Source organism: uncultured Clostridium sp. (assembly GCF_947039605.1).
Taxonomy (GTDB): Bacteria; Bacillota; Clostridia; order Clostridiales; family Clostridiaceae; genus Sarcina.
On the sequence record NZ_CAMQZG010000006.1, the window covers coordinates 47,073 to 60,663 of the forward strand.

Consider the following 13,591-nt stretch of genomic DNA (forward strand, 5'->3'; position numbering starts at 1 on the left):
AAACTCCTTATATTTATTTTTTAAGGTAATAAATCATAAGGTCTTCAAGGCATACTCTTTCATAAATTGCCTCATCTCCAAAGGTTGCAAAGACTTCTCTATAATTGTTTGTTAGTGCATTAAAGCCAAACTTAGCTTCTTTAAGTCCTATTAAATTTTGTTTAGTTGTTTCATTTATAAGTGAGTTAGGTCCTTTTACAATTCTATGTTTTTCAAGTAGTGTATCTTTTTCACCACTTAAAAGTATCTTTCCTTTATCTATAAAGTAGATATAATCTGCTGATTTTTCTAGGTCGCTTGTTATGTGTGAAGAGTAGAACACGCTCATATCACCTGATTCAAGATGTTCAGATAGCATGTCTATAAATTCATTTCTTACAACAGGGTCAAGATTTACTGTTGGCTCATCCATTATAAGAAGTTTTGGTCTGTGTGATAATGCCATACAAAGTTCAAATTGTTTTTTCTTTCCTGATGAAAGGTCTTTGTATAGAGTTTTTTGATTTAGGTCAAATTTAGAAATGTATTTTTCATATAAGTCATTATCCCAAGACGGATAAAATCTTGAAATCATAGCTTTAATTTTTTTTAGTTGTAATTTTGGTGGATAGCCTGACTCAATTCCAACATAAGCTATTTGTGATTTAAGTTCTATTTCATTTTCTCTAAGTGCTTTATTAAATATTTTAATTTCTCCACTTTCAGGAAAAATTAAATCCATTATAAGTTTGATAGTTGTTGTCTTACCTGAACCATTTTTCCCTATAAATCCTGTGATATACCCCTTTGGAATATCAAGTTTGTCCACATCAAGTGTAAATTCACCAAGTGTTTTCTTTAAGTTTCTAATTTCTACTGCGTTCATATATTAAACCTCCTGATAAAGAATTTTTATAACTTCTATAAGATTATCTTCTGCTAAGTCTATTGATTTTGCAGTTTTTATGATTTCACTAAGGCTATCTTCAATCTTGCTCATTGTGATTTCCTTTAATCTTTCGTTATTTTTAGAGCTTATAAAGCTTCCTTTTCCAGCAACAGTTTGTATAAACCCATCCTTCTCTAGCTCTTCATAAGCTTTTTTAGTAGTGATTATGCTAACTCTAAGTTCTTTTGCAAGAACTCTGATAGAAGGAAGTGGGTCAGTAGGGTTTAGATTTCCTTTAAAAATTTCACTCTCTATTTGTGCTTTAATTTGCAGATAGAGAGGAATTGATGATGAATTTGAGACAATAATATTCAAAAATAAACTCCCCCTTATTGACTAGCTAATCAATACCTTTTATTTTTCTGTAATAGATAGGTGCTACAACAAATCCTGTTACTATAATTGTTAGTAGTGAAATTGAGTTTGCAGGTATTATACCAATAGTTGCAAGTATACCTATTAGCACAAGAACAGCAACTCCTATAAAACTAAGAATTTTAAGTATCTTGTAGACTGTATTAATTGACATGAAATACACCTCCGTATTTTTTAGCTTTTGTTTAGTAAATATATTATGTCTGTGTTTAACTGTATATATACAATATACACAGTTGATAGTTTAATAGTAACTTACTGAATATGGGAATACAATTATAATCGTTAGACAAATTTAGACAAGGTTCATACAAAATTTAGGAGGAATTTTAAAACATTCTGTTAATTTAACTTGTTATTTATTGACTTTATAGAGAAATAATATAAAATAATAGATGGTGAATTAAATAAAAGCGTTACACATATAGAGCAGATGGGCGGCATATACTACCCATTTGCTTTTTTGTCGTCTAAAAATTGAATAGAGGGGGACTTTTAATTGAAGGGGATATTAAAAGATAAGAAGTTTTTAAAGAGTTTATGGGTACTTGCAGTACCAATAGTTATTCAAAATTTTATCATGTCATCATTAAATTTAGTAGATAATCTTATGATAGGAAACCTTGGTGAGGAAGCAATAGCCGCAGTAGGGCTTGCTAACCAATATTTCTTTGTATTTATGCTATGTATTGCAGGTATCACAGCTGGGGCAAGTATTTTTATGGCTCAGTATTGGGGAAGAAAAGATACTGAGAAAATTAAGACAGTTTTAGGTCTTAGTCTTGTTATAGGTCTTGTTGCATCAATAATTTTTGCTATAGGAGCATTTTTTATACCAGAAACTATAATGGGGATTTTATCACAAGACCCAGTAGTTATAGAACTTGGAGTAGATTATCTTCAAATGGCAGCGGTTAGTTATTTAATTACTAATATTACAATGACTTATTCAGCAGCTTTAAGAAGTACAGAACAGCCAAGCATTCCTATGTTTGCAAGTATTCTTGGAGTTTTAGTAAATGCATTTTTAAACTGGGTATTTATATTTGGAAATCTTGGAGCACCAGAAATGGGTGTTATGGGAGCGGCACTTGCTACTACAATAGCAAGAGTTGTAGAGATGGCATATATTTTATTTATGGTTTATGCAAAGAAAAACAAAGTTGCAGCAAATATAAAAGAGCTTTTAAGTTTTGATAAAGCTTTTATAAAGATATATTTTAAAACTTCATGGTCAGTTATTGCAAATGAACTTGTTTGGTCAGTTGGAATGATGGCTTATTCAATTGCTTATGCAAGAATTGGGACACAAGCAGTTGCATCAATGCAGATTGCTACAACAATAATCAATTTATTTATGGTTATAGGTATAGGTATAGCAGTTGCAGCCTGTATTATGATAGGAAATAAAATTGGAGCAGGGGATGAGGAAGAAGCAAAAGATTATGCTATAAAGATAGGAATATTATCACCTATAGTGGGTGCTGTAATAGGTCTTGGTCTTTGGATATTTGCACCTCTAGCTGTAACTCCATTTAATATAAGTCCAGAAACTGCTGCCTCAACAATCTTAGTTTTAAGACTTGTTGCAGTGTTTACACCAATTAGAACTTTTAATGTTGTTATGATAATTGGAGTTTTAAGAGGTGGTGGAGATACAACATTCTCTATGATGGTTCAAGCAGGGACAGTTTGGTTATATTCAGTTCCAGGGGCATTTATAGGAGCGACTGTTTTAGGGTTACCACTTATAGCAGTTTACTTTATAATTTGTACAGAAGAATTTATAAAATTATTCTTTGAAATTTACAGACTTAAATCAGGTAAATGGATTAGAAATGTAATTCAAGAAAGTGAAAAAGTTGCGATTGGAATTTAAAAATTAATACTTAGAAGCTAGAAAAGAGTAGAAATAAAACACTCTTTTCTAGCTTTTTTTATTTGAAATTAAAGTAAATATCATAATGAAAATAAAATTATACAAATTAATTTTAAAATAGACAATATGACCAGTTAGGCATATAAAACGACTAGTTAGGCCAAATAGATTGTTTTTTTTTAGCATGTATGTTAGTCTTTGATTGTAAATATTTACTAAAAAGTGAATTTAAAGGAAGGGATATTAATGAATAAATTTGTGAAAAAAATTATAGTAGGATCTATGTTAGGAATAAGTTTGTTTTCAGTTTCAGCAATGGCAATTAATCAAGATTTTGGAGGTATAGGTCCAGTTGAGGAATATCATGGTGGATCTTGTGGTGGAACAGGAGCTAATCATTTTGCTGGCGTTAAAAGGGCTTATAAGGGGAGTGTTGGAACAGATGCATTTAGTTGGACAAAAGCTGGTTCAACATCAACAAGTGTTAGAACAAGAGTTGTCATAGGTGGACAAGAGATGGGAAATTTAGTTCAAGGAAAAGGTAGAGTTCAATCAATGCAGTTTAGACGAGATGGAAATTATAAAGTAAATGAGAAACATAGATAAAAAATAATTTGATTTCTCTAATTTATAAATTAGGGAAATCAATTTTTAGGAGGAGATATGGTTATTAAGAAACTTAGAAAATCAAAGTTTGTTTGGATTAGTATGACCATGATAATTTTATTTGTTTTTGTAATTGGTGGAAGTATTAACTCGTTAAAAGATTTACTTCACACAGAAAATGGAATAATGCCATCTAATAACATATCAGTAACTTTTAATTCAGAGTTGAAAAATGATGAATTTTTAAAAATCTTAGAGAAATTAAAAAGTGATAAAAACTTAGTTTTAAATTATGGAGCAGCAAATGAATTTTCAAGCTATGAATCAAATGTACATGGAATTTATTATGATGAAAATTATGAATTAGGTTTTAATTTGCTTGAAGGACGATATTTTTCAAAAGAAGAAATACAATCTGAAAATAAGCTAGCTATAATTGGTAGAGGTATGATTAAATCATGTATAGAAGAAAATGGGACGAGATATATCTTTAGAGGTAAACATAAGTATAGGGTTATTGGTATTATTGGGAATGAAAAAGATGTTAATAAGGAAGCTACATATGACTATACTATAATTTATAATTTAAATTCTATTTTAAATATTGAAGATTTTAGTAAGGAATACTGGGATATAGGAAGTAATTTATATTCGCAGGATGAAATAATTTCTAGGGTTACAACAATGTTGGGTGCTGATGAAATAACTGGAATTGCATATTATGAAGGGTTATATCCAGAACCTTTAAAGGGAGCTATTGGTATGTCAATGCCATTAATTATTAATTGTATATTTATAATAATATGTATGATACTTACACTGTTAAGAGCAATAGTGTATTGGATTGAATATTTAAAATTAGAGTTTGGAGTGCGATTAGCATTTGGAGCAACAAAAAAGGAAATTATGAAAATTATACTTGAAAGATACTTATTAATTTATAGTATATCAACAGCTAGTGCTATAGTTATTAATTATATTTTGAGGGAAACTAAAATAAATGGAATATTCAATTATGAAATAGGGGTAAATTTTATTATTTATAGTTTTATATTTTTATGTATTTTAAGCTTAATAACGATACCTTTCATAAAGAGAATTATAGATAAAACAAAAATAAGTCAACTTTTGAAGGAGAATAGATAGTTATATGGGAATTAAATATGTAAAGATTAGTTTGAAAAAAAATATATTTTTGAATATTATTTTAATATTTCAATTAGCATTGGGCATATATGCTATATATAATTCTATCATTTTAGGTACAGATATAAAAAATGAATCTCAAGATATAAGTAAATATTTTAATAATGGAGATGTTTATAATTTAAGAATTAATAATAGTGATATGATATATGAATTAGAAAAAAATGAATTGAAAAAAATTGATGATTTTTATAATGAGTTAGACAATATAAATGGAATAAGTATTTTATATAATCAAAGGCTTCCGATAAATATTTCAGTATTTGAAGGGTATCAAAATTTAAGTGAGTTTGATGGAACATTCAATGAGGGTGGGGAAAAAAAATTTCAAGCACAGACAATTTTTTTAAGTCCTAATTTTTTTGAAATTTTTGATTTGAAAGTTTCAGACGGAGAATCTTTAATTGAAAATAAAATAGTAAATTCTAACGAAGATAGTAATTTGTTTTTAGTTGGTAAAAATTTTGCAAAAGAATTTCCAATTGGAAGTACTATAGAACATGAATGGAATGAAGATAATAAACCTACTAGAGGAAAAGTAGTAGGGATTTTGGAAGAAAATCAGAAAATACCATATTCTATATTTTTTAATGGAAAAGAATATGTAAATCTTGATAATACGATTGTTGCATTGGATTCACAATTAGATATAAAAGGAAGAGTTGAGGGGCGAGCTGGAAATAATCTTATATTTTTTGATGAAAATTTAAAGGATGAAAAAATTTTAGAAATAAAGAAACAAATTGTTGATGAATTTAAAAAATTCAATTTAAATGTAGGGGTAATAGATGGTTCTAAAGTTTTAAATTCGGAGTTAAATATTAGCAAGCAAAAATTAGAAATATATAATATGATGTCTATAGTTATTTTAATTACAGTGTCAATAACATTTATAATTTCATTATTAAATTCTATTGAAAAAAGAAAAAAAGAATTTGGGATTTATGTTTTAAATGGTGCAAGACTAAAGGATATTGCAATGATTATATTTGCTGAAATTATATTTATGGTAGGAAGTGCATATTTAGTATTTAATTTATATTTACAAACACTAGATATTCATATAAATGGTATTCTTGTAATCTTTATTGGATTATTATTGTTAATATATTCTTTAGTTACAATGTTAATTCCTCTAAGAAAAATATTTAAATATTCAATTCAAGAATTAGTGAAAGGGGATGAGTAAAGTATGGAAATAATAAGATTAAAAGAAATAAGCAAAATTTATAAAAATAAAAAAGTAGAAAATAAAGTTTTGTATGATGTTAATTTAAGTATCAAGCAAGGTGATTTTGTGGCTATAGTAGGTACTTCTGGATCAGGAAAAAGTACTTTACTAAATATACTTGGCTTATTAGATGTTCAGACAAATGGAGAGTATCACCTAGATGGAAAAAATACAGACCAATTGAATGAAAAGGAATTTGCTAAACTTAGAAATACTACATTTGGTTTTGTAGTTCAACATTTTGCACTTATAAAAGATTTAACTGTTTATGATAATATTGAGATACCACTAGAGTATGGGAATGTCAAAAAAGGAATACGAAAAGCAAAAATTATTGAAATTTTAAAGAAATTAAAAATTGAAGAAAAGATGAACTCTAAAGTAAATGAGTTATCAGGTGGGCAGTGTCAAAGGGTTGCAATTGCTAGAGCACTTGTGAATAATCCTAAAATTATTTTAGCAGATGAACCAACAGGCGCATTGGATAAACAGACTGGATTAGAGGTTATGGATATATTAAAAAAACTTAACAAGGAAGGCAAAACAATATTGTTAGTTACTCATGATGAAGCCATAGCTAATAGGTGTGATAAAATTATAAGGATTGAAGATGGAAAAATTTTAACAGAAATATTTAGATAATTAAATTGTTATAGAAAGCTACCAACGAGTTCTGTTGGTAGCTTTTATTTTATTAGATAGTTCTTCTAATCTTTTTGTTTTTTTATGGAGAAGATATAAAGAAATATACGTCCTATAGAACTTCGGATAAGTATTTATCCAATTTTATCAGTATCACTAAGCAATTTATGCCAGATATTCTCTTCTATTATTAGATCTTTTGATAGACCATTACTCATAAGTGCATCATATAATTTTGTATCATTCTCTGATTGTTTTACAAATAAGAATGTATTATCTCTTGTAGTATTACTAGATGAGTATTTTAAAATTAAGTGTTTAGTTGTATTTGCTATTCCAGATATATCAGCAATTTTAAATACATGAGAGTTTATAACTCTTACAAATTGGTCAAGTTCATATACATATAGAGTATCATTTCCAAAGTAAACTCTAAAGTAGAATGACCCAAACATAGTAGTATAGTCTACTGGTTTGTTGTGACTATGTGCAAAGAAAATACCTTTGAATTTAACTTCATCTTTGTATAAAGGGCAGTAGTTATCAAGTTTATTGCTAATTGCACAAATCATAGTTCTCATATCTTTATAACCATAAGTATATTGGTTATTTAGTGGACTATTTAAAACCTCTTCTGGCAATGTTTTTAAATCTTCAACTTCTAGGTTTACTAGAGAAGGAGTTTTTTTATAGTAAGCTATTAGATTTTCAAATTTATCTTTTTTCTTTCCGAACATAATTATCACCTCTAATTTCAGTTTAAAACCTTTATAAATAGAGTGTATTACAAATTTTATACAAAAAATGAGTTTTATAATATAGGTAGTAAAAGAAATTTTGCTATAATACAAGTCTTTTAATTAAGTGGCTAAAAAGGTAGAATTAACATAACATAATTTTAGATAAGCAGGTGAGAGTATGAATAAAGTAAGATTATCAGGAATTGCATATGAAAGTTTAGTTAATGGTCCAGGGATGAGAAGAGTATTTTTTGCACAGGGATGTAGACATAATTGCAAAGGATGCTTTAATCCAGAAACACATGATTTTAATGGTGGAGAGCTTATGGATATAAAATCTCTTGTTGAAGATGTAGAAGAAAATCCACTTTTAAAAGGAATTACTTTTAGTGGTGGTGACCCTATGGAACAGGCAGATAAGTTTGGTTATATGGCTAAAAAGTTCAAAGAAATGGGACTTAACACTTGGTGTTATACAGGTTATAGATTTGAATTTATTAAAGAAGATAAGGTCAAATATGGGTTTTTAAAATATATAGATGTATTAGTAGATGGTAAGTTTGAAGAGGAATTAGCAGATGAAAGTTTAAAGTATAGAGGTTCTTCAAATCAAAGAATTATAGATGTGAAAAGTAGTTTAGAGAACAATAAAGTAGAACTTTTAGCTATATAAAAAAGAATAACAAAAGAAGAGAGGACTTAACATGGAGTATATAAATCATTTTGTAAGTTCCGTAGTGAATTTAGTGTATAGTTATGGTTACTTTGGGGTTATTATAGCAACAAGTATTGAGTATGTTGCACTTCCAGCACCCCCGAGTGAGGTCATTATTCCTTTGATAGGGGCAATGGCAGCACAGGGAAAGTTTAATATATTTATAGTGTTTTTAGTTACTGTTTTTGCAGGAGTGTTGGGTTCAACAATTACATATTACATGGGATATTTTTGGGGACGACATATAGTGGATTTTATAGAAAAAAAATTACCAAGTTCTAAAAAACCTTTGCATAAGGTAAATCTTTTATTTAGAAAGTATAGCTATTTATCAGTTTATTTAGGTAGAGTTTTGCCATTTACAAGGTCATACATATCTATAATTGCAGGAATAGAGAGAATGAACATATTTAAGTTTTGGTTATATTCAGGGCTTGGAATAGGTACTTGGAATCTGATATTAATACTTATAGGTTATTTTGTGGGAAGTAATATTTCAGTTATAGAAGTTTATATTAAGGGACATATAATAATTGTAATTATTGCTATTGTTATATTAGTAGTTATATACCTTTTATATAGATGGTTAAAAAGAAGAGGACATAAAATTTGAAAATGAAAGTACCCTAAAATGATAGATTATCATTTTAGGGTGCTATTTTTTTAGAGTTAGCTTATTGCAAAAATTCATCTTATATAACTTATAAACAAATCTTTAAGTTATTATATAAATTAAGTATTTTTTTGAAAAGTATGTTAACTTAATAATTAGGGAAATTTGTAGTCTTTTAAAGAAATTTGTAATAAAAATATTTTTGGAAGGTGATATTTATGAGGGGAAAATTAATTTTAGAAGCACTTAAAGATGGTGGTCATGTTACAATGGCAGAGCTTGTTAGATGTTTAAATGTTACGGATAGAACTATTAGAAATGAGATTAAGATTATAAATAGTATTGGAGTTAAAAAAGGATTTTCAATTTTAAATGCAAGGGGAAAAGGGTACTATCTTGAAATTTATAATGAAGAGAACTTTAATGCTTATTTAGGAAGTCTTGATGGATTTGATGATGGTGTTGATAAGGACCTTAGGGTTGATAGAATAGTTATGATTCTTTTGACTGCAAAGGAATACAGAACTATTGATTCTATAGCAGATGATTTAGGTTATAGTAGAAGTACAATTATAAAAGATCTAGATGATGTAAAGGCAAAGGTTAAGACATTTGATTTAGAACTTGAGAAAAGAAGTGGTTTTGGTTTGAAGATAAAAGGTGCAGAGTTCCTTATAAGAAAGGCTATGGCGAAGTACATTTTTAATATAGATACATTCTTTGGTGATGAGGCTAATGTAGAAGATAATGAGCTATACCAAAGAGTAGAAGAGATTTTTATAAAGGGAATTATAGAGCATGATATAAAGATAAGCAATCTTGCTGTTGAGAATATTTTATATCATTTAAAAACTTTAATTCTTAGACTTAAAAGAGAAAACTTCCTAACGGAGTGTAATTCAGAAATTTTAGATAGTGTTAATTATGAGGCTTATGAGAAGATTTCCATAAAAGTTTGTAATGAGATTGCTAGAAGTCTTAATATGATGATTCCATCAAGAGAGATTGATTATTTAACTACTCATATTGTGTTAAAGTCTGAGTATTCTTCACTTGATGAAAAGTTTAAAGCAAAGCTTGAAACAGAGGTGAAAGAAATTTTAGTAGACCTTGATAAGTATTATGGTACTGAGTTTATAGAAAATCATGAACTTGAGAGTAATTTAGTAATGCATGTCTATTCACTAATTAATAGAGCTAGAAATAATGTTCAGCTAAGTAATCCTCTTTTAGAAGAGGTTAATACAAGATACCCAATAGTAGTTTCTATTGCTATTGCTTTTGTTGATAAGCTTTGTGAAAAGTATAAAATGGTGGTTTTAAAGGATGAGATTGGTTTTATAGCACTTCATTTTGCTACTCATTTTGAGAAGGTGAAGGAAAATAAACTTTCTAATATTAAAAAGATTGCAGTTATATGCTCATCAGGTGGTGGGGTAGCTTATCTTATAAAACTTAAACTTGAAAGAATATTTAGTAATGCTGTGATTAAGAGTTTTTCTAATATTCATACGGGGGAAATTACAAAGGATAAGTTTGATTTAGTTTTAAAAGCTGTTGATTTTGATAGAGATTTTGAGATTCCGACTGTTCTAGTAAAGAATTTTCTTGATGATAATGAGCTTGATAGTATTAAAAGACATCTAGAGAGTAGTTTTGAACATGGTAATGAGTTTGTAAGTGTGGATGATTATGTAGAAGATATTATTAGTTTTAAAGAGTTACAAGGTGGTGCAAAACTTAGCTATATTGAGTTTTTAAAAAATGAAAGTAAGATACTTTTAGATAAGGGATTTGTAGGAGCGGATTTTGAGAGTCTTGTGCTGCAAAGAGAGGATAAACTTAGTACAGCTTATGTAAAAGGTCTTGCAGGACCACATGCAATAGAAATGAATGCTATGCAAGATAGTATTAATATAACTATTTTTAAAGAGCCTATAAACTGGGGAGAAAAGAAAGTTCAGATAGTCTTCTTTATTTCTATGAAGAAAGGGAGTCTTGATTTGCATAAGACGGTAAGTAAGATAATGCTTAAACTTATAGAAAAAGATAGGCTTAGAAAAGAAGTGCTTAGTGCAGGTAGCAAAAAGCAGTTTATGAATTTGATTAGAGAATATATGTAGAGTTTGTGGTGCTATGTGGAGTTATTAGTTTAATAGCTCCATTTTTTTGCCTAAACTTCTAATTTCCGTTTGAAATGGAAATAGAAAATCCATTGCTAGATTTCCGTTTTAAGTGGAATTTTTGAAACTGTATTTCCGTTTCACTAGATTATATAATTAAATCATCAGGAAGGCGTAAACAAGAAGCCACCTGATAAATAAGAAAAATAAAATTTGAAATAAATAAGATTTAAATATATAGGGGGAATTGAAAATGACAGAATTAGAAAAAAGTGCAATGGAAATTATATGTGCATCAGGTGATGCAAGAGGAGCATCATTTGCTGCTTTAAGACTTGCTAGAAAGGGTCAATTTGAAGAGGCTAGAGCAAAACTTAAGGAGTCAAAACAAAAGGGTGATAAAGGGCATAATGCACAAAGTAGTTTAATAATGAAAGAGGCTCAAGGGAATGGAGTAGAACTTAATTTACTTATGGTACATGCCCAAGATCACTTAATGACATCATTATTAGCATATGACCTAATTGAAGAAATGGTTGAAATGTTAGCAGAAAGAAAGTAATTAGAAAAAAATTAAGAGTTTAAAATAAAAAAATAAGGGTAAATAGGGGGAAATTAAATTATGAAAATATTATTAGTATGTGCAGGTGGGTTTTCAACAACAATGATGATGGATTCAATCAAAGGTGTTATAAATAACAGTCAAAAATTAAACATAGAGGACTTCACACCAATGGAAGCTATTCCAGTTGATAGATTAGAAGATAAAATCACAGGATATGACATAGTGCTTGTAGGACCACAACTTAGCCACAAGTATGAGCATGTTCAAGAGATAGCAGCAGAGCACAAAAAGCCAACAGTTCTTTTAACATCAGAGATATATGGAGCTATGGATGGTGCAACAGTTTTAAAGCAAGCATTAATAGCTATGAAGAGATTTAACGCTTAGGCAAAAGAAAAAAAGCCCCTAGGGTGAGGGCTTTCTTTTTAAATAATATGGTATGAAATGATTGAGATTTTATGAGAGTTATATGGCTAAAATAAATTAAGAAACTAAGGGGGAAATTAAAATGGGGGGAACATTCTTTGCTAAGTTCGAGGCATTTATTAAAAAATATCTAATGCCTGTTGCAAACAAAATTGATAAACAACCACATCTAGGAGCCGTTAAAAGAGGAATGGTTGTTCTTACACCAATATTATTACTTGGATCACTTGCGTATCCACTTAAAACTATTAAAAATGTATTTAGTGACAATATGGCAGTTCAAACATGGTTTGAGCAAAATGTCTATCTTATAGATTTACTTATTAAATTATCACTTGGAATGATAGGTATATATGCAGTTATTGCTATTGCTTACTTCTTAAGTGAACATTATAAGATTTATACAGTTGGTGCTGTTACGTTATCAGCATTCGCATTTATGTTAGTTACAGTTTCATTTACACAAGATGGAATGCTTAATGCTAGTTTCCTTGATTCAAAAGGATTATTTGCAGGTATTTTTATCTCGATTGCAGTAGTTGAAATTTATAGATTCTTTACAAAACATAAACTTGTTATTAAGATGCCAGATGGTGTTCCAGATTTTGTTTCAAAGTCATTTGAACTTATCACACCAACAATGGCAGTAGCAGTTTTATTCTTAGGTTTAAGATATGCAGTAGCTAGTATGACAGATGGTTTATTAATACCAGAAGTTATAATGAAAATGTTAGCTCCAGCTATTGGTTCAATGGATAATTTATGGGTAGTTGCTTTTGTAATAATGCTTAGATTATTATTCTGGTTCTTTGGAATTCACTCAGCAGTTTTAAGTCCAATTCTTTCACCAGTATTTGTTCAGTATCTTGCAGAAAATATTGCTGCAAAAGAAGCTGGAATGATGTTACCTCATGTTGTATCTGGTGGAACATTCTCAGCATTTGCGAACTTTACAGGTTCAGGAGTTACAATAGGTCTTGTAATTGCTATGTTACTTAGTAAGTCAAAAAGATATAAAAAAGTTGGTCAAGTTGCATTAGTACCATCATTATTTGGTATCAATGAGCCAGTATTATTTGGAGTACCAGTAATACTTAACCCAATATTATTAATACCATTTATCTTAGGTGGAACATTAGTTGGTATATTCCCATTCATCTTAATGAAGTTTGATATACTTGCTAGACCATTCTTTGATCCTCCATACTTACCATTATTCTTCGAAGGATTCTTAACAGGTATGGATTGGAAAACACCGTTTGTACAATTAATACAAATACTTATGTCTATCGCAATATACATGCCATTCTTTAAGATATTAGAGAAGCAAGAACTTGCTAGAGAAGCAGCTGAAGTAGCTAATGGTGAAGCGACTAAAGCTGAAGTGTTTAGTGCAGATGAGCAAGGTATGTTAGATGACTTAGATTTAGATTTCTAAAAAATTAATTATTGAACCTGCTAGGCAATGCCTAGTGGGTTCTAATTAAATAAAGGTGGTTCATTTTTAATTATGGATTAAACACTAATCTAGAATTAAGCATG

At 29.0% G+C, this 13,591-nt stretch carries 15 protein-coding genes; 11 read left to right on the forward strand and 4 right to left on the reverse strand.

Annotation, left to right across the window (positions count from 1 at the left end):
- Nucleotides 1-13: 13 nt before the first annotated feature.
- Genes Q0V24_RS03615 through Q0V24_RS03625 form a run of 3 tightly spaced genes read right to left on the reverse strand, consistent with a single transcriptional unit; the run spans nt 14 to nt 1,457 of the window.
- Nucleotides 14-865, reverse strand: coding sequence for an ABC transporter ATP-binding protein (locus Q0V24_RS03615; protein ID WP_297518758.1), 852 nt, complete (start codon nt 863-865; stop codon nt 14-16).
- Nucleotides 866-868: 3 nt separating this feature from the next.
- A complete protein-coding gene (locus Q0V24_RS03620) occupies nt 869-1,243 on the reverse strand; it encodes a GntR family transcriptional regulator (RefSeq protein WP_297518759.1) in 375 nt (124 codons plus the stop codon).
- Between the two features lie 25 nt (nt 1,244-1,268).
- Complete coding sequence (locus tag Q0V24_RS03625; protein ID WP_297518760.1) at nt 1,269-1,457, reverse strand: hypothetical protein; 189 nt, start codon at nt 1,455-1,457, stop codon at nt 1,269-1,271.
- A gap of 345 nt (nt 1,458-1,802) precedes the next feature.
- Between Q0V24_RS03625 and Q0V24_RS03630 the strand changes: the two genes are divergently transcribed.
- The 5 genes from Q0V24_RS03630 (at nt 1,803) to Q0V24_RS03650 (ending at nt 6,867) form a co-directional block, all read left to right on the forward strand.
- The gene (locus Q0V24_RS03630; protein ID WP_297518761.1) at nt 1,803-3,182 is read left to right on the forward strand and encodes an MATE family efflux transporter; all 1,380 of its coding nucleotides are present in this window, start codon (nt 1,803-1,805) and stop codon (nt 3,180-3,182) included.
- A 246-nt stretch (nt 3,183-3,428) separates the two neighbouring features.
- On the forward strand, nt 3,429-3,788 hold the full coding sequence (locus Q0V24_RS03635; protein ID WP_297518762.1) for a hypothetical protein: 360 nt from the start codon (nt 3,429-3,431) through the stop codon (nt 3,786-3,788).
- A gap of 57 nt (nt 3,789-3,845) precedes the next feature.
- Complete coding sequence (locus tag Q0V24_RS03640) at nt 3,846-4,934, forward strand: ABC transporter permease (protein WP_297518763.1); 1,089 nt, start codon at nt 3,846-3,848, stop codon at nt 4,932-4,934.
- Nucleotides 4,935-4,938: 4 nt separating this feature from the next.
- Nucleotides 4,939-6,183, forward strand: a complete 1,245-nt coding sequence (locus Q0V24_RS03645; RefSeq protein ID WP_297518764.1) for an ABC transporter permease — start codon at nt 4,939-4,941, stop codon at nt 6,181-6,183.
- Between the two features lie 3 nt (nt 6,184-6,186).
- Entirely contained in the window at nt 6,187-6,867 is a 681-nt protein-coding gene (locus Q0V24_RS03650) for an ABC transporter ATP-binding protein (protein WP_297518765.1), read from the forward strand.
- 134 nt (nt 6,868-7,001) lie between these two features.
- Here Q0V24_RS03650 and Q0V24_RS03655 read toward each other — a convergent pair whose 3' ends face one another.
- A complete protein-coding gene (locus tag Q0V24_RS03655) occupies nt 7,002-7,604 on the reverse strand; it encodes a hypothetical protein (protein ID WP_297518766.1) in 603 nt (200 codons plus the stop codon).
- A 181-nt stretch (nt 7,605-7,785) separates the two neighbouring features.
- Here Q0V24_RS03655 and nrdG point away from each other — a divergent pair, with 181 nt between their 5' ends.
- The 6 genes from nrdG (at nt 7,786) to Q0V24_RS03685 (ending at nt 13,487) form a co-directional block, all read left to right on the forward strand.
- Entirely contained in the window at nt 7,786-8,280 is a 495-nt protein-coding gene (nrdG, locus tag Q0V24_RS03660; RefSeq protein ID WP_297518767.1) for an anaerobic ribonucleoside-triphosphate reductase activating protein, read from the forward strand.
- Between the two features lie 31 nt (nt 8,281-8,311).
- Nucleotides 8,312-8,935, forward strand: a complete 624-nt coding sequence (locus Q0V24_RS03665) for a DedA family protein (protein ID WP_297518768.1) — start codon at nt 8,312-8,314, stop codon at nt 8,933-8,935.
- Between the two features lie 218 nt (nt 8,936-9,153).
- Nucleotides 9,154-11,058 (forward strand): PRD domain-containing protein, encoded by a 1,905-nt coding sequence (locus Q0V24_RS03670; RefSeq protein ID WP_297518769.1) that lies wholly within the window; start codon nt 9,154-9,156, stop codon nt 11,056-11,058.
- 253 nt (nt 11,059-11,311) lie between these two features.
- On the forward strand, nt 11,312-11,620 hold the full coding sequence (locus tag Q0V24_RS03675) for a PTS lactose/cellobiose transporter subunit IIA (protein ID WP_297518770.1): 309 nt from the start codon (nt 11,312-11,314) through the stop codon (nt 11,618-11,620).
- 60 nt (nt 11,621-11,680) lie between these two features.
- A complete protein-coding gene (locus Q0V24_RS03680) occupies nt 11,681-12,010 on the forward strand; it encodes a PTS sugar transporter subunit IIB (protein ID WP_297518771.1) in 330 nt (109 codons plus the stop codon).
- A gap of 121 nt (nt 12,011-12,131) precedes the next feature.
- Nucleotides 12,132-13,487 (forward strand): PTS transporter subunit EIIC, encoded by a 1,356-nt coding sequence (locus tag Q0V24_RS03685; protein WP_297518772.1) that lies wholly within the window; start codon nt 12,132-12,134, stop codon nt 13,485-13,487.
- The last annotated feature ends 104 nt before the right edge of the window (nt 13,488-13,591 follow it).